Source organism: Bacillus sp. FSL R5-0443, from assembly GCF_038608285.1.
In the GTDB taxonomy this organism is placed as follows: domain Bacteria; phylum Bacillota; class Bacilli; order Bacillales; family Bacillaceae; genus Bacillus; species Bacillus velezensis.
On record NZ_CP152013.1, the window covers coordinates 3,803,575 to 3,818,997 of the forward strand.

The following is a 15,423-nucleotide window of genomic DNA, read 5'->3' on the forward strand; positions in this document are numbered from 1 at the left end:
TTCCGTCGGGTTTCTTCCTTATTAATAGTCCAGTTCTTTATATAAAGGAAACTTTTCAGTCAAGGCAGATACGCGCTGTCTCGCTTCTTCAAGTTTTGCTTCGTCTTCATGATGTTTCAGCGCGAGGCCGATGATGGCGCCGACTTCTTCAAGCGCGTCACCGTCAAAGCCGCGGCTTGTCACAGCTGCCGTACCGAGGCGGATTCCGCTTGTGACGAACGGTTTTTCCGGATCGTAAGGGATCGCGTTTTTATTAGATGTAATGCCGATTTCATCAAGAACGTGTTCAGCGACTTTTCCGGTCAGACCGAGAGAACGGAGGTCGACAAGCACAAGGTGGTTATCCGTTCCGCCTGATACGAGCTGAATGCCCTCTTTGTTCAGAGACTCAGCCAGGCGCTTCGCGTTCGAGATGACGTTTTGCGCATATGTTTTGAAATCATCTTCAAGCACTTCTCCGAAAGAAACGGCTTTGGCCGCGATGACATGCATAAGCGGTCCGCCTTGGATTCCCGGGAAAATGGATTTATCAATCTTTTTGCCGAACTCTTCACGGCAAAGGATCATTCCTCCGCGGGGTCCGCGAAGTGTTTTGTGAGTCGTTGTCGTTACAAAGTCAGCGTAAGGAACCGGATTCGGATGAAGACCGGCTGCGACAAGACCCGCGATATGCGCCATGTCTACCATGAAGTAAGCGCCGACTTCATCAGCGATTTCGCGGAATTTTTTAAAGTCGATCGTGCGGGGGTACGCGCTCGCTCCGGCAACGATGAGTTTCGGCTTATGCGCCAGCGCTTTTTCACGCACATCTTCATAATCTATATATTGCGTGTCTTTATCGACACCGTATTCTACAAAGTTGTATTGAACACCGCTGAAATTAACCGGGCTTCCGTGTGTTAAGTGGCCGCCGTGGGAGAGGTTCATCCCGAGCACCGTGTCGCCGTGCTCTAAAATCGTGAAGTAAACAGCCATGTTCGCCTGAGCGCCTGAGTGCGGCTGAACGTTTACATGCTCAGCTCCGAAAATCTCTTTCGCGCGGTCGCGGGCGATGTCCTCAACGACATCAACATGCTCACAGCCGCCGTAGTAGCGTTTGCCGGGGTAGCCTTCAGCATATTTGTTTGTTAAAACAGAGCCTTGTGCTTCCATTACTGCTTCCGTCACGAAGTTTTCAGAAGCAATTAATTCGATCTTAGTCTGTTGACGCTTACGCTCATCTTTGATGGCGTTAAACACTTGTTTGTCTTGTACAGGTAAATGTTTCATCAGCGAGATCCTCTCCTATCCGTTTCCTGTTCTTTATTTTTACCACCCTTATTGTACATGGTTTTTCAGGTGAATGTAACAGCTTATTTAAAAAAATCACAAAATTTAATTAGAAAACACGAACATTATACAGGAAAAGCATTTTCATCATTCGCATTCATAAACGGTGCGAATTCCGCCTATCAGCTTCGGTCTTGTCCGGGCCATCGTCACATGTGCTTCTCCAAGCTCACGGCTTGATATCCGGACAGGGACGGCAACGGGTTTCAGATGCATGCCGATGAACGTATCGCCGATGTCAATCCCGGCGTCAGCCTGAATCGATTCAGCGAGCACGGGAGAACGCATCTGCCGGTATGCATAAGAGGCCATCGCTCCGCCCGCTTTCGGGACGGGGACGGCTGAAACAATGGGGAGCCTGAACCGCTCGGCCGTTTCCGCTTCAATGACAAGCGCCCTGTTTAAATGCTCGCAGCATTGAAAAGCAAGATGCACACCCGTTTTTTCCTTAAACCGGTTAAGTCCGCCGTATATCAATTCAGCCCAATCCCCGCTTCCGGCGGTGCCGATCCGGCTTCCGGCGGCTTCACTTGTACTGCACCCGATCACCAGCAGACTGCCGTCCGTCAGTCCTGCCTGCTCTTGAAACTCAGTCAGCATGTCCGTCCATTTTTGCTTCATCTCTTCCATTGTCCAGCACCTCTTACAGATTTTTTTCTTCGTAATCTGCGATTTTGCCGATCCGCCGTTCGTGGCGGCCGCCCGTAAATTCAGTCGTCAGCCAGACTTTTGCGATTTCGCGCGCCAGCCCCGGGCCGATGACGCGTTCGCCCATCGCAAGAACATTCGTGTCATTGTGTTCACGCGTCGCTTTTGCGCTGAAGGTGTCATGGGCAAGCGCACAGCGTATGCCCTTTACCTTATTTGCGGAGATGCTCATGCCGATGCCTGTGCCGCAAATTAAAATTCCCCTGTCAGCTTCGCCGTTCACCACTTTTTCCGCTACCGGAAAAGCGTAGTCTGAATAATCGACAGAGCCGGCGCCGCATTCACAGCCCATATCAATGTATTCAATCTGCAATTCATCCAAAAGACTTTTTATTTCTTCGCGGATATGGACGCCGCCGTGATCTGACGCAATAGCTACTTTCATTCATTTACCTCCTAGGTGTGGCTGGGCGAAGACAGCCCAGTGTGCTTGTCCTTTTTATTACGAAATCCGTTGATTTCATTCTACTCTTTCACATTCGTTTTGCAAATGACCTGTTTGCAGATTTTCTGACAGATTACTTGCTTTTTCCGTCAAGCAATTGATCAGCCAAAAGGGTCAGCAGCTCCTCCAGTTCGTCCCGCGTTTGTTTATAAACATCAAGCGGACCGCCGAACGGGTCAGAGATATCGCCGTTTTCTCCCGTTACGTATTCTTTAATGGTAAAGACTTTGCCCTGACTGTTTTGATATCGGCCTTCAATCAGCTGTTTGTGCTGTTCCGTCATCGCCAGCACCAGATCAGCCGTCTCGATATGTTCTTCCGATAAGGGAGATGAACTGTGATTGAGAGCGATCCGTTTTTCAAACAGCGCTTCTACGGCATGGGCTGACGCTTTTCCGTTCGGAGACGCGAATACGCCGGCCGAACTTACGCTGACGTCCAGCCCTTTCGTTTCTGCAATGGATTTAAAAAGAGCCTCAGCCATGGGACTGCGGCACGTATTGCCTGTACATACAAAGATTATTTTCATGTCCGTCACCTCTTACTGCCTATTATAAATGAAGAAAAAAGAAACGGCATCTTCGTTTCTTTTTTTACGTATCTTATATCGGTAAAAGCAGTTTCAATCCGAATCCGATCAAAATGGCTCCGCCAAGCGCTTCGCTGTAGGAGCCGAGCCACGACTGCACCTTTCTTCCCGCCAAAAGGCCCGCCCATGTTAAAACGGTGCTGAAGACCCCGAACAGCGTAACGGCCAGAAACGGATTGGAACCGTTCATCCCGAGACTGAGCCCGACAGAAAAGCTGTCCAGACTGACACCGACCGCAAACAGCAACAGTCCCGAGCCTGCCGGAGATATGAGCGGCCCGTCTGATTGTTTAAACGCGGCGATGATCATCTGCACCCCTAAAATGAAAAGAAGAGATCCGCCGATGTAAACGGCGAGCATCCCCAGAAAACCGGACAGCAGATGCCCGGCCGCCATTCCCGCAAGCGGCATCATGACATGAAACAGCCCGATGACAACCCCTATATGAAAAATCTGTTTTTTCTTCAGCTGAATCATTCCCATTCCGAGCCCGACGGAAAAGGCATCCGTCCCCAAAGCAAATGCCATGATGCTTAAGGAGACAAGTTCCCCGATGAATAGATTCGACATGAAATAAAAACCCCCTTGGACGTGCCCGCTTGTTTAGCTTATGCATGTCCGATAAGGGGTAGAACAAGTTAATGGATAACGGTGCCGCCTGCGGCTTTCATCAGCCTGTTCATAATGGCAAGCCCCACTCCGGTATCCGGAAAGGACTCAGAAATAATCATGTCCACTTCCGCTTCATCAAAGCTGCGGAGCGCATCGTATAAGGCGGACGCCACTGTTTCAAGGTCGGCGCGTCTGCCGCAGACCTTGATATAATCAGCCTGGTAACTATCGGCGTTCTCTTCTGTTGTCAGAATGCCGATTCGTTTCCCCCGGCTTTTATATGCGTCTGCCAGTTCTTGAATTCTCCGGGCGCCGCCGTCGGCAATAGCCATCGGCGCAGAAGGCGCGTAATGTGTATATTTCATACCGGGAGAAATAGGAACCTCATCTTCTTCGGTCAGCCCTTTATCCACAAGAACCGGACCGGCGGCGGATTCAATCTGCTCTTTTGTCACGCCGCCCGGACGAAGCAGCACGGGCTGTTTCCCCGTACAGGACAGAACGGTTGATTCCACTCCGATTCCCGTCGCGCCGCCGTCCACAATACCGGCAATGCGGCCGTTTAAATCATGAGCTACATGCTCGGCCTTCGTCGGGCTCGGTTTTCCTGATAAATTGGCGCTCGGCGCGGCGATCGGCAGTCCGGCCGAGCTGATGAGGGCTAATGCTACCGGATGATCAGGCATTCTGACCGCTACCGTCTCAAGTCCCGCGGTGACACGGGGTGACAGCACACCGGGCTTACACGGCAGAACAAGGGTCAGCGCCCCCGGCCAGAATAGCTTCATAAGCTTTTTCGCCGTCTCAGGAATATGGCTGATAAAACGATCAAGCTGGCTGATATGGGATATATGCACAATCAGCGGGTTATCGCTCGGCCTTCCTTTCGCCTCATATATTTTCGTTACGGCTTCCGTATTTTCAGCGTTAGCGCCCAGTCCGTAAACGGTTTCTGTCGGAAAAGCCACAACCTCATTCTGCCGCAGCAATTCCGCGGCTTGTGTAATCTGGGGATCGGTTGTGGATAATTCTGCGGAACAATCCACAAACCATCTTCTTGTTTTCATGTATAACCAAACTCCTTATTTTAAAGCGGTAAAACTTTATTTTCTCTCGTGTATTCCTTTTGAAAGTATAAAAGATGTCCTTTAATAAAACAAGTGTTATCCACAAACTGTGGACAACACTTTTTAATAAGTGGATAACCTTGTGTATAAGTTAGATCAGGCAGAGGTTTTCACCATTAAAAACGAACCTTCTGTGCATAACGAGTTGCGGAAATGTTCGGACGTATACAGTTCATCAGGCGCATCGGCGCACGCTTCAAATCCCATCACATTCAGAAACTCAGCAGATGAGGGCTGATTGGCGACTAAGTAGACATCTTGAATCTCATGTTTTTTGCACAGCACATCCATACTTTGAAACAGTGTAACGATATGGCTTTGATTCAGCCTGTCCGACATGACGAGTGAACGGAGAAGCCCTTTTCCGCCGCTGAATTTTTCGATCCCGAGACAGGCGGCAATCATTTTTTCGCTGTCTTCCAGTACGATAAACCGGCTGATCTGCTGATCGATTTCCGCATGTGCCGTATCAGCCTTTTTCAAAAAGGCCTCCAGTGCCTCCGTATCTTGATCTCTTGCCACTCTCAGCTGATAAAACATATATTTCCCTCCGTTTCGATCAACTCTTTCTTCCAATCTATGAATCGAATCCGGATTTATGCCTTTTACTTCAGGAAAATAGATCTGAAATCCAATCGATGAGGAAAAACTTCACTTCGGTATCATCGTCATCTTTATTTTCTTTCTTCGCTTTATCAGCCTTTGTTTTTACGTCATCCAGCACTTTTTTAGTCTGTTTCTGCGTTTCTTCCTGCTTCTGTCCGCCGTCTTCCTGATCTTTCACCGCTTCGCCGTTTGAGAAATCAAGGAAGCACAGCGGCGGAAACAAGACGCACCACCAGTTGGCGCCCTCGCCATTGCCGAGTGTAATTAAAATCGCTTCATATTTTCCGGCCGGATAGACCATATTGCCGTAAAGCTTTGTCGGAAACGAGATTTTATTGAATTGAACTGAAACGGATTGATGCGCACCCTTTTCTTTCATCGTTTGTTTGGCGATTTCTTTAATTTCAGGAAGCTTCGAACGAATGAGCCGCCGCGCTTCTTCAATGGAAGTGATATCTTTCACCCAGTCCGTAATTTGCTTGTTTACAGCATCTCTGATCTGGCGCTTGAGCTTTTGATCCTCATCGTTATCACTGTTGGCCAAAATTCTGAGCCGGATCGCTTCATCCGGTATGACGACGGGCTCATCGGCTGATGCCCGCGCCGTTTCTTCTTTTGTCAAACCCGCAAGCGCTCCTGATAATAAAAGAAAAATATATATGCAGATCATCATTGTCTGTTTCATCGGTCCCCACCGTTCCTCTCCGTGCTTTTTTTATCTAGTCCCATTATGGACATGACGGAAAAGGTTTAAACCGGCGGGAAGAAAAAAATCTAGCAAGCTGATAATCTGCATTGACAGATTCAAAATATGGTACGATATTATTTTGATAGGAGGTTTTCAGATGAAATATAATTATACCGTGCTGCTGTCGGCGGCATGTATGTCTGTCATTTATTCTATTTTGTATGTTCATCAATTCATTATCGCGGCTTTCATTTCGATGGCGTTTTATTTTTTGTTTCCTTATTTGATTTTTGCGCTGCCGCTTCAATACTTTCTGAATAAAAAGCCGAAGAGATTTCATCCGCTGTATTTTCTTTATTATTTAGGGGTGTCATTCATTGCAAACGGGATCATCTTCGGTCTTTTGCAGCCGTCAGGCCAATCTCTGTTTTCTAATTCAGCCTTTTATATCTTTGCGGTTTTAACAGCCGTCGTCTATTGGGTATGGGATTCCGTATTGCTGCAAAGACAAAATCCGGCTACAGAAGCGTAATCAGCAGACAGCCGGCTGAAGGGAGAGCGGCGCAAAAGAAAACGGCGGCCATCTTTAAACGGGCGTGCCGTCCTTCTTCTGTTTCAGAATGATAATTGGCCCGCTGCTCCGCTCCGCTTACGGCCAACCCGGAAACGATGATCGCTGTGACGATAAGAACAGCCGTAACGGCGTCGAAAATGATGTCAACGCCAAACGGCAGAACAACCCCCGCCGCATAAGCTGCGGCGGCGAGTATACATCCGAAGGCGAACGCTTTTTTCAAGGCGGATGCCCCTTTCATTTTCTTTCCATTGTAACAAAAGCCCGCCGTGTGCGTCACCGGCGGGCTTTTTTCATGATGTGATGACCGCGGATACGGTTCTGTCTTTTCCGTTGATGTCCTGTACGACTTCCACTTCCGCATTCGGAAAGGAATGACGGAACAGGTCTTTCACGGCTTTCCCCTGATTATATCCGATTTCAAAGACGACAAGCGCTTTATCTTTCATGACAAGAGGCAGCTCCTCCATAAACCGCTTGTAGAATTTCAAACCGTCACCGCCGTCCGTAAGAGCATGAAGCGGCTCATGGAAACGGACGATATCCGACAAATCGGCCATTTCTTCTTCAGAAATATACGGCGGATTGGAAACAATAATATCCGCTTTTTTCCCTGATGAAATAAAAGGAGTTAACAGATCTCCCTGCAAAAAACAGACGTCCGCTCCGAGGTTTTGCGCATTTCTTTCCGCCACCTGCAGCGCTTCTTTTGAAATATCCGAAGCCGATACTGAAAAATGTCCGCATTCAAGGGCGAGCGTCACCGCAATGGCACCGCTCCCCGTACCGATATCAATGACGTTCAGTCGTTCTGCCTCGGAAAATGCCCGCTTCTGTCTGTCCAGCAGATGAAAGACGACTTCTTCCGTTTCCGGACGCGGAATGAGAACATCGTCATTCACAAAAAATTCCCTGCCGTAAAACTGTTCTTTCCCGATAATATATTGAATCGGAATACCTTCTTTATGCATCTCCACGTGCCGCCTGAAACGATAAAGCTCGTCCTCGCCGACGGCCTCCTGCAGACTTGCGAGAAGCTTGCTCCGATCCATTCCGGTATCATTTAACAGCAGCAGCTCGGCCGCGTTTTTTTCTCTTCCCGCTTCGGTTAAATAAGAAGAAGCCCAGCTTAGGGCTTCAAAAACGGTCTTCATCTTAATTTTCCGCCTGCTGGAGCTTGCTTGACTGGTCTTCTACGATTAACGCTTCAACCACTTCATCAAGCTTGCCTTCCAGGATTTGATCCAGCTTTTGAATCGTCAGGCCGATGCGGTGATCCGTCACACGGTTTTGCGGGAAATTGTATGTGCGGATACGCTCGGAACGGTCGCCTGAACCGACGGCTGATTTACGGGTCTGATCATATTCAGCCTGAGCTTCCTGCTGGAATTTGTCATAGATTCTGGCGCGGAGCACCTTCATCGCTTTTTCTTTGTTTTTAATCTGAGATTTTTCATCCTGACAGGATACGACGACACCGGTCGGTAAATGCGTCAGGCGTACGGCCGACATCGTCGTGTTTACGCTTTGTCCGCCCGGTCCGCTTGATGCGAATGTATCGACGCGGATGTCTTTTTCGTGGATGTCCACTTCTACTTCTTCCGCTTCAGGAAGACACGCCACCGTCGCCGTGGATGTATGAATACGGCCGCCTGATTCCGTTTCCGGAACACGCTGTACGCGGTGCGCGCCATTTTCATACTTCAGCTTGGAGTATGCGCCTTTTCCCGTAATCATAAAGATGATTTCTTTGTAACCGCCTGTTCCGGTCACGTTTGCTTCCATGACTTCAGTCTTCCAGCCTTGGATTTCGGCATAACGGGAGTACATTCTGTAGAGATTTCCCGCAAACAGCGCGGCTTCTTCTCCTCCCGCTGCTCCGCGGATCTCCATGATTACGTTTTTGTCATCGTTCGGGTCTTTCGGGATGAGGAGCACTTTCAAACGCTCTGATAAGGTTTCCGTCTCTCCCTGCAGTTCGGAGATTTCTTCCTTCACCATTTCTCTCATATCGGCATCAAGCTTTTCCTCAAGCATCGCTTTCGCATCGGCAAGCTGTTCTGATGCGTCTCTGTATTGTCTATAGACTTCAACGGTTTCTTGTATATCAGATTGCTCTTTCGAATATTCTCTAAGCTTTTTCGGATCGTTGACCACTTCCGGATCACTTAAAAGCTCATTTAATTTTTCGTATCGTTGTTCAATTGACTGTAAACGGTCTAACACGGTCTTCACCTCTGTTTTCCTGTGCGTAACATTCTCATTATAGTATAGGGCTTATCGCCAGTCAAAAGCAATTCGCCTCTGTTATACTGAAGCAAAAAAGGAGGGGCGGATATGCTGAAATCCATCCACCATATAGCAATCATATGCTCTGATTATGAAAAGTCGAAAGCTTTTTACACCGAGATTCTCGGTTTCGGCATTATAAAAGAAACATACCGAAAGGAACGCGGATCTTATAAACTTGATCTTGCGCTGGACGGCGCGTACGCGATTGAATTGTTTTCCTTTCCCGACCCGCCCGAACGGCCGACCAGACCGGAAGCCGCGGGTCTCCGGCATCTCGCCTTCACCGTAAACGATCTTGAAGCAGCCGTCAGGGAGTTAAAGGAAAAGGGCGTCGGCACAGAACCGATCAGAACCGATCCGCTGACGGGGAAACGGTATACCTTTTTCTTTGATCCCGACAAGCTTCCGCTTGAATTGTATGAAGCGTAACGTTTTTTGAAGAAATGCCGCTTTCTTTGGCGAATTCCTTCTTGTTTTGTCTAACATGAAGGGAACGCCGCCTCATGGTCGAATACCTAGCAAAAAGGAGGTATGTGATCATGAATACAAACATGGCCGCGAAAGAGCTCGGCGTCTCCGCAAAAACGGTGCAAAGGTGGGTCAAGCAGCTGAATCTTCCGGCTGAACGGAATGAGCTCGGACATTATTCCTTTACACCTGAGGATCTTGATGTGCTGAAATCGGTCAAACGGCAAATTTCTGAAGGCACTGCCCTTCTGGACGTTCAAGTGCCCCGGCAGCCGAAAAAACGGACGGGCTTCATTTTGCAGCGTCCGAAAATCAATGGCGGCGCTGAACAAAGATTGGCAGAGCTGGAGCGCAAACTGGACATTCTCACGAAAGAGAAACAAGGTGAGAGCCATCTGCTTTCAAGGATAGAGGAGCTTGAACGCCAGCTGAAACAAAAGGCGGATGAAGGGGTGTCTTATCAGCTTCTTCAGCACAGGCGGGAAATTGACGACCTCAATACCGAATTGCAGACATTGGCCTCCCGCATCCAGGAACTTGCCCAGACAGCTCCCCTCTCAGAAACAGCCGCTTCTTCAGAACATAAGAAACCCAGAAAAAAAACGAGATTTTCGCCTTTTAAATTTCAATTCTAATCAAAAAAGCTCCCTGAAACAGGGAGCTTTTCATTATGCAGTCAGCGCAATGATGATCGGCAGTGAGATGAGAGATAAAATCGCACTGATCACGAACGCGGACGCAGTTTCTTCCTCTTGTTTTTCGAAACGTGTGGCAATCATCGCCGCTACCGCAGATCCAGGGAATGCAACGAGCAATACCGCTTTAGTGATCTGGTCAGCCGGAAGTCCGACTGCAAGAGCGATCAAGTACATCAGCGCAGGCTGAACGGCAACTTTTAACAAAGCGATACCGAAAGCCGGCAGACTGAGCTTAATGTTGCGGATACCGACAGTTACACCGACGGCGAAGAGCGCAACACCTGATGTTGTGCTTCCGAGCTGATCAAGCATTTTTTCTCCCAAGCCAGGGAGTGTTACACCGCAGAGTACCAGAATGATACTGATAAGCGGTGCAGCCGCAAGCGGTTCGGAAAGACCGTGAAGAATAGACTTACCAGTCATTTTCCAGAAGTTCTCGTTTTCAGTGTCTTTTTTCTTAGATGACTCACCGACAGTAGCGATAATGATCGCAAGCGGGTCAAGGATGGCGTTAACCACGATACCCGTAACGGCGATAGGAATCGCTACTTCGCTTGCTCCGAATAAGCTTCCTAGTACGGGAATACCCATAAAAGCAAATGTCGGCTGTGCAGAGTTTAAAGAAAATACAGATGAATTCGTTAAATCATACTTAAAGATAAATTTGCAAACCAACAGAATGACGATAAAGAATCCGACAATCCCAATGATCAAAGCGACCATTAAAGGAACCTGTGATAAAAACGCACTTCTTGAAGTGGTTAAAATACTAGCGATAAAATGCGCCGGAAGCGCGTACTTCGTAACTAAGGTGCTTACCCCTTTTGCTGACTTCGCGTCATAACTTCCGAAGCGACCTGCGAACCATCCCAGCACGATCACGAAAAAGATCGGCGCCAGGAGGATTAAAATATCTAAGAAGCTCAAAATGTTCTCCTCCAAATCCTTAATGTCCGTATACTTTAGCCTTTACATAAAAGCTTTCCCTCGGACTGTAAAATTAATCGTAAAAATTATTTAGCGACAACTTGTTTATATTGCGGTTTCCACATTGCATCAAGAACGGCTTGTTCTACATTTTCAGGAATGCGGTTTGCCACGCCTTCTTTAATGGCAGTTTCCGCTACGGCGATCGCAACTTTAATTGAAACTTCTTGTAAGTCGCTCATGCTCGGCAGAAGGCCTGCACCCGGTGTTTCAAAATCAACGCTTTCTGCGATTGCGTCAGCAGTTGCCGCAAACATTGCAGGAGTAATCACTTTCGCTTCTACAACGATTGAACCGAGACCAAGTCCAGGGAACGCGAATGCGTTGTTAGATTGTCCGATTTCATGAGAAACGCCATTGTACTCTACATTGTCAAACGGGCTTCCTGTCGCCACAAGCACTTTGCCGTCAGTCCATTTGAAAAGATCGCTAGGAACGGCTTCAGCAAGCGGTGTCGGGTTAGACATCGGCATGATGACCGGACGCTCAACGTGTTTTGCCATTTCTTTGACGATTTCTTCACTGAACGCGCCGCTTTGGCCTGATGTACCGATTAAGATTGTCGGTTTCGCTTGACGGATCACTTCAATGAAAGGAATTTGTCCATTTTCATCGCGTTTCCAATCTTTAATTTCTTCAGCTGTGCGCAGGTACGGCTCTTGGAAATCAAGAATGTTTTCCATACCTTCAATTAACAAGCCTCTGTAGTCCATTGTGTAGAACGCTTTGTTGGCTTCTTCTTCAGAAAGACCGGCAAGCACCATAGTGTCGCGGATTTGGTCAGCGATTCCGATTCCGGCAGATCCCGCACCGAAGACAACCACACGCTGGTCTTTAATAGACGCGCCTGTTTTCTTCATAGCCGCAAGCACACCTGCAAGCGTAATCGCGCCTGTTCCTTGAATGTCATCATTGAATGTAAGAATTTCATGGTTGTATTTCTTCATGATATTGCGCGCGTTTTTGTTTCCAAGGTCTTCCCAGTGAAGAAGAGCTTTAGGGAAATATTTAAGCGCAGCTTTTACATAAGCGTCAACGAAAGCTTCGTAACGTTCGCCTTGGATACGTTCATGGCGGTTACCGATGTATAAAGGATCGTTCAGAAGTTTTTCATTGTTCGTACCGACGTCAAGAACGACAGGAATAACACGGCTTGGGTCAATACCGGCGGCAGCTGTGTATACCGCTAATTTACCGATGGCGATGTTGATACCGCCTACACCCCAGTCACCGATTCCGAGGATGCTTTCTGAGTCTGTCGCAACGATCAGATCAATATCTCCGGCAGTGGCATGAAGGTTTTCAAATGCCTCTTCAATCCCTTCCACGTTATCGATAGAAAGGTAAATCCCTTGAGGTCTTCTGTACTCATGGCTGTATTCTTGAATCGCTTCACCGACAGTCGGTGTGTAAACAACCGGCAGCATTTCACGAAGATGGTTTTGAAGCAATTTAAAGAAAAGAACTTCGTTACGGTTTTGCAAATCATTCAAATATACGTTTTGGCGAAGGCGGTCCGGCTGAGCTTGAAACTGCTCGTATGCGCGTTTTGCCTGCTCATCAAGAGACAGAATTGTCGGAGGAAGCAGCCCGTCTAATCCAAGGCTTTTTCTTTCTTCTGCTGAAAACGCAACACCTTTATTTAAAGTAGGGATAGATAGAACTTCTTTTCCTCTTAAAGTAGTTTCTAAGTTGCCTTCCTTCGTTACTTTAATATTATTCAAGAAAATCTCCTTCTTTCTTCAAATAGTTAACAAAGTTAAGTAATTACCCATTTTGGCTAGTGTGATCGCGATCTGCTATATCTTTTTTTGACAATTATTCGAACAATGTCTCATAACTATTTACATTACTTAGTCATTTTATGCCTGTAAAAATGAAAATTCAAGAGATGAAAATTACTTAATTTTTTCATACTCTTTTTTAAGTTATTTAACTACAATTTTTGAAAAAACGTCAAAAAAACACCGGATTTTTTACCGATGTTTTCATGAAAAGGGTTATTTATCAGTCTGTTTTTTTCGGCACTTCGTGATGATGTCTGCATCTCGCTTCGTATGACTCCGACGCGCCGACTAAAATGACCGGATCATCATAGGAAGCGGGCTTCCCGTCAATCAAACGCTGGGTACGGCTTGCCGGCGACCCGCAAACGGAGCAGACCGCCTGCAGCTTCGTCACCGATTCGGCAACCGCCATCAGATTCGGCACCACGCCGAAAGGCTCTCCCCGGAAATCCATATCAAGTCCGGCCGCGATGACACGATAGCCTTTATCCGCAAGCAAGGATAAGTCGCCGATGATCGATTCGCCGAAAAACTGCACTTCATCTACCGCGATGACGTCGGTGCTTTCACTGATATGATCCCATATTTCAGCCGAAGACGAGATGACGTGGCTTGTCATGGATGTGCCGTTGTGAGAAACGACGGCCTCCTCACTGTAGCGATTATCAATGGCAGGTTTGAATACCTTAACCTCCTGCTTCGCATATGTCGCTCTTTTCACTCTGCGGATCAGCTCTTCTGATTTCCCAGAGAACATGCTGCCGCATATCAGCTCAAGCCATCCGCTTTGCTTCATTATGTACATAGGCTATCCGCTCCCCTTTTTTTCCTGTTTATGGGCATAAAAAACAGGCAAGAAGCAATTCTTGCCTGCCTGTAAAATCTATTATTACTTAAGACCGTATTTTTTGTTAAAGCGATCAACACGACCATCAGCAGAAGCGAATTTTTGACGTCCAGTGTAGAATGGGTGGCATTCAGAGCAAATCTCAACGCGTACCTCTTCTTTTACTGAGCCTGTTTCAAATTCATTTCCGCAAGCGCATTTAACTGTTGCTTTTTTGAAATTAGGATGAATTCCTGCTTTCATTGTATCCATCTCCTTCCGCCCTGAATCCCGTGTGGAAACAGAGTTATTATTCCGGAGTAATCCGGAACGCATATGAGAGAATTATATCAGTCATTTACTGCATTTGCAAATACATTTTTTATCAGCGGCGGGCTGATGATGAAAGGTTTGCCTGCTTCCATTCTTGGTTGATCAGATCAAAGAATTCCTGATTCGTTTTTGTTTTTTTCATTTTTCTCATAAACTTCTCTGCGAAGTCCGGAGAATCAGACATCGATTTGCGGATCGCCCATAGACGGTCAAGATGCTCTTTCGGCACGAGCAGCTCTTCCTTCCGTGTGCCGGAGCGGCGGATATCGATCGCCGGGAAAATCCGTCTTTCCGCAAGAGAACGGTCAAGGTGAAGCTCCATGTTGCCCGTTCCTTTAAACTCTTCATAGATGACGTCATCCATCCGGGAGCCCGTGTCTACGAGCGCCGTCGCCAAAATGGTCAGGCTGCCGCCCTCTTCAATGTTTCTCGCGGCACCGAAAAAGCGCTTCGGACGATGGAACGCAGCCGGGTCAATCCCGCCGGAAAGCGTACGTCCGCTTGGCGGGATAACGAGGTTGTAGGCCCGTGCCAGGCGGGTAATGCTGTCCATCAGAATGATAACGTCTTTTTTGTGTTCAACGAGACGCATCGCCCGTTCAAGCACAAGCTCCGCTACCTTAATGTGATTTTCCGGCACTTCATCGAACGTCGAGCTGACGACATCGCCCGCTACGGAACGTTCAATATCCGTTACTTCTTCCGGTCTTTCATCAATTAAGAGAACAATCAATTCAGCGTCAGGCTGATTTGTCGTAATGCTGTTAGCGATTTCTTTCAACAGCATGGTTTTACCGGCTTTCGGCGGCGCTACGATCAGACCGCGCTGGCCGAAACCGACGGGAGCCATCATATCGAGAATTCTTGTTGAGAGATAATTCGGTTTCGTCTCAAGCACCATTTGGCGGTCCGGATAAAGCGGAGTCAGCGCAGGAAAATGGACGCGCTCTTTCGCAGATTCCGGATCATCTCCATTTACCGCTTCAACGTGCAAAAGTCCGTAATAGCGTTCGTTTTCTTTCGGCGGACGCACCTTGCCGGATACTTTGTCACCGTTTCTTAAATCAAAGCGGCGGATCTGGGAAGCAGAAATGTAGATGTCTTCTGAGCTTGGCGAGTAATTAATCGGTCTGAGGAAGCCGAATCCTTCCGATTGGATGATTTCGAGCACGCCTTCCATAAACAGAAGATCCTCCTGCTCGGCGTTGGCTTTCAGAATGGCAAAGATTAATTCTTTTTTAGTCAGTTTGCTGTAGTAGGAGATTTTATAATGTCTGGCCAGTTCATATAGTTCTTTTAATTTCATATTTTCCAAAGAGGAAATAGATACGTCTTTCATAAAAACACCACGCT

At 47.6% G+C, this 15,423-nt stretch carries 19 protein-coding genes; 3 read left to right on the top strand and 16 right to left on the bottom strand.

Annotated features, from left to right (window positions below; genetic code table 11):
• Window positions 1-21 precede the first annotated feature (21 nt).
• From glyA to spoIIR, 8 genes are all read right to left on the bottom strand, one after another.
• Complete coding sequence (gene glyA / locus NYE28_RS19185; protein WP_015418416.1) at window positions 22-1,269, bottom strand: serine hydroxymethyltransferase; 1,248 nt, start codon at window positions 1,267-1,269, stop codon at window positions 22-24.
• A gap of 147 nt (window positions 1,270-1,416) precedes the next feature.
• Window positions 1,417-1,959, bottom strand: a complete 543-nt coding sequence (locus NYE28_RS19190; protein WP_308973324.1) for a TIGR01440 family protein — start codon at window positions 1,957-1,959, stop codon at window positions 1,417-1,419.
• Between the two features lie 13 nt (window positions 1,960-1,972).
• Window positions 1,973-2,422, bottom strand: a complete 450-nt coding sequence (gene rpiB / locus NYE28_RS19195; RefSeq protein ID WP_003151149.1) for a ribose 5-phosphate isomerase B — start codon at window positions 2,420-2,422, stop codon at window positions 1,973-1,975.
• Between the two features lie 133 nt (window positions 2,423-2,555).
• Window positions 2,556-3,011 (bottom strand): low molecular weight protein arginine phosphatase, encoded by a 456-nt coding sequence (locus tag NYE28_RS19200; RefSeq protein ID WP_007407600.1) that lies wholly within the window; start codon window positions 3,009-3,011, stop codon window positions 2,556-2,558.
• A gap of 73 nt (window positions 3,012-3,084) precedes the next feature.
• On the bottom strand, window positions 3,085-3,642 hold the full coding sequence (locus NYE28_RS19205; RefSeq protein WP_015418417.1) for a manganese efflux pump MntP family protein: 558 nt from the start codon (window positions 3,640-3,642) through the stop codon (window positions 3,085-3,087).
• A 68-nt stretch (window positions 3,643-3,710) separates the two neighbouring features.
• Complete coding sequence (locus tag NYE28_RS19210) at window positions 3,711-4,751, bottom strand: L-threonylcarbamoyladenylate synthase (protein WP_007407602.1); 1,041 nt, start codon at window positions 4,749-4,751, stop codon at window positions 3,711-3,713.
• 156 nt (window positions 4,752-4,907) lie between these two features.
• On the bottom strand, window positions 4,908-5,351 hold the full coding sequence (locus tag NYE28_RS19215) for a hypothetical protein (protein WP_007407603.1): 444 nt from the start codon (window positions 5,349-5,351) through the stop codon (window positions 4,908-4,910).
• Window positions 5,352-5,421: 70 nt separating this feature from the next.
• A complete protein-coding gene (gene spoIIR, locus NYE28_RS19220) occupies window positions 5,422-6,102 on the bottom strand; it encodes a stage II sporulation protein R (RefSeq protein ID WP_337681139.1) in 681 nt (226 codons plus the stop codon).
• A gap of 160 nt (window positions 6,103-6,262) precedes the next feature.
• Here spoIIR and NYE28_RS19225 point away from each other — a divergent pair, with 160 nt between their 5' ends.
• Window positions 6,263-6,637, top strand: a complete 375-nt coding sequence (locus NYE28_RS19225) for a UPF0715 family protein (protein ID WP_003151143.1) — start codon at window positions 6,263-6,265, stop codon at window positions 6,635-6,637.
• Here NYE28_RS19225 and NYE28_RS19230 read toward each other — a convergent pair.
• The 3 genes from NYE28_RS19230 to prfA all read right to left on the bottom strand — a co-directional run bounded on the left by NYE28_RS19230 (window position 6,624) and on the right by prfA (window position 8,905).
• Window positions 6,624-6,902: a DUF5316 family protein gene (locus NYE28_RS19230; protein WP_099567159.1), complete on the bottom strand. Its 279-nt coding sequence runs from the start codon at window positions 6,900-6,902 to the stop codon at window positions 6,624-6,626. The two genes, NYE28_RS19225 and NYE28_RS19230, sit on opposite strands and share 14 nt — an antisense overlap.
• A 70-nt stretch (window positions 6,903-6,972) precedes the next feature.
• Entirely contained in the window at window positions 6,973-7,833 is an 861-nt protein-coding gene (gene prmC, locus NYE28_RS19235; RefSeq protein WP_012118666.1) for a peptide chain release factor N(5)-glutamine methyltransferase, read from the bottom strand.
• A gap of 1 nt (window position 7,834) precedes the next feature.
• Entirely contained in the window at window positions 7,835-8,905 is a 1,071-nt protein-coding gene (gene prfA, locus NYE28_RS19240) for a peptide chain release factor 1 (RefSeq protein ID WP_003151139.1), read from the bottom strand.
• Between the two features lie 111 nt (window positions 8,906-9,016).
• On the opposite strand from prfA, the gene NYE28_RS19245 reads away from it, so the two are divergent.
• Together NYE28_RS19245 and racA are read left to right on the top strand one after the other, a co-directional pair.
• Window positions 9,017-9,400: a VOC family protein gene (locus tag NYE28_RS19245; RefSeq protein WP_015240761.1), complete on the top strand. Its 384-nt coding sequence runs from the start codon at window positions 9,017-9,019 to the stop codon at window positions 9,398-9,400.
• 110 nt (window positions 9,401-9,510) lie between these two features.
• Window positions 9,511-10,074 carry a chromosome-anchoring protein RacA gene (gene racA, locus NYE28_RS19250; protein ID WP_012118668.1) on the top strand — a complete coding sequence of 188 codons (564 nt, stop codon included), beginning with the start codon at window positions 9,511-9,513 and terminating at the stop codon, window positions 10,072-10,074.
• A gap of 33 nt (window positions 10,075-10,107) precedes the next feature.
• Here racA and NYE28_RS19255 read toward each other — a convergent pair whose 3' ends face one another.
• The 5 genes from NYE28_RS19255 to rho form a co-directional block, all read right to left on the bottom strand.
• Window positions 10,108-11,064, bottom strand: a complete 957-nt coding sequence (locus NYE28_RS19255) for an AEC family transporter (protein ID WP_007407608.1) — start codon at window positions 11,062-11,064, stop codon at window positions 10,108-10,110.
• An 86-nt stretch (window positions 11,065-11,150) separates the two neighbouring features.
• Window positions 11,151-12,848, bottom strand: coding sequence for an oxaloacetate-decarboxylating malate dehydrogenase (malS, locus tag NYE28_RS19260; RefSeq protein WP_007407609.1), 1,698 nt, complete (start codon window positions 12,846-12,848; stop codon window positions 11,151-11,153).
• A gap of 283 nt (window positions 12,849-13,131) precedes the next feature.
• Entirely contained in the window at window positions 13,132-13,716 is a 585-nt protein-coding gene (locus NYE28_RS19265; protein WP_150941480.1) for a thymidine kinase, read from the bottom strand.
• Window positions 13,717-13,800: 84 nt separating this feature from the next.
• Complete coding sequence (gene rpmE, locus NYE28_RS19270; protein WP_003151132.1) at window positions 13,801-14,001, bottom strand: 50S ribosomal protein L31; 201 nt, start codon at window positions 13,999-14,001, stop codon at window positions 13,801-13,803.
• Between the two features lie 121 nt (window positions 14,002-14,122).
• Complete coding sequence (gene rho, locus NYE28_RS19275) at window positions 14,123-15,409, bottom strand: transcription termination factor Rho (RefSeq protein WP_003151107.1); 1,287 nt, start codon at window positions 15,407-15,409, stop codon at window positions 14,123-14,125.
• Window positions 15,410-15,423: the final 14 nt, after the last annotated feature.

Coding starts and splice junctions, on each gene's coding strand:
- glyA (WP_015418416.1), bottom strand. CDS start 1,269: ATGAAACATTTACCTGTACAAGACAAACAAGTGTTTAACGCCATCAAA.
- NYE28_RS19190 (WP_308973324.1), bottom strand. CDS start 1,959: ATGGAAGAGATGAAGCAAAAATGGACGGACATGCTGACTGAGTTTCAA.
- rpiB (WP_003151149.1), bottom strand. CDS start 2,422: ATGAAAGTAGCTATTGCGTCAGATCACGGCGGCGTCCATATCCGCGAA.
- NYE28_RS19200 (WP_007407600.1), bottom strand. CDS start 3,011: ATGAAAATAATCTTTGTATGTACAGGCAATACGTGCCGCAGTCCCATG.
- NYE28_RS19205 (WP_015418417.1), bottom strand. CDS start 3,642: ATGTCGAATCTATTCATCGGGGAACTTGTCTCCTTAAGCATCATGGCA.
- NYE28_RS19210 (WP_007407602.1), bottom strand. CDS start 4,751: ATGAAAACAAGAAGATGGTTTGTGGATTGTTCCGCAGAATTATCCACA.
- NYE28_RS19215 (WP_007407603.1), bottom strand. CDS start 5,351: ATGTTTTATCAGCTGAGAGTGGCAAGAGATCAAGATACGGAGGCACTG.
- spoIIR (WP_337681139.1), bottom strand. CDS start 6,102: ATGAAACAGACAATGATGATCTGCATATATATTTTTCTTTTATTATCA.
- NYE28_RS19225 (WP_003151143.1), top strand. CDS start 6,263: ATGAAATATAATTATACCGTGCTGCTGTCGGCGGCATGTATGTCTGTC.
- prmC (WP_012118666.1), bottom strand. CDS start 7,833: ATGAAGACCGTTTTTGAAGCCCTAAGCTGGGCTTCTTCTTATTTAACC.
- NYE28_RS19245 (WP_015240761.1), top strand. CDS start 9,017: ATGCTGAAATCCATCCACCATATAGCAATCATATGCTCTGATTATGAA.
- racA (WP_012118668.1), top strand. CDS start 9,511: ATGAATACAAACATGGCCGCGAAAGAGCTCGGCGTCTCCGCAAAAACG.
- NYE28_RS19265 (WP_150941480.1), bottom strand. CDS start 13,716: ATGTACATAATGAAGCAAAGCGGATGGCTTGAGCTGATATGCGGCAGC.
- rpmE (WP_003151132.1), bottom strand. CDS start 14,001: ATGAAAGCAGGAATTCATCCTAATTTCAAAAAAGCAACAGTTAAATGC.
- rho (WP_003151107.1), bottom strand. CDS start 15,409: ATGAAAGACGTATCTATTTCCTCTTTGGAAAATATGAAATTAAAAGAA.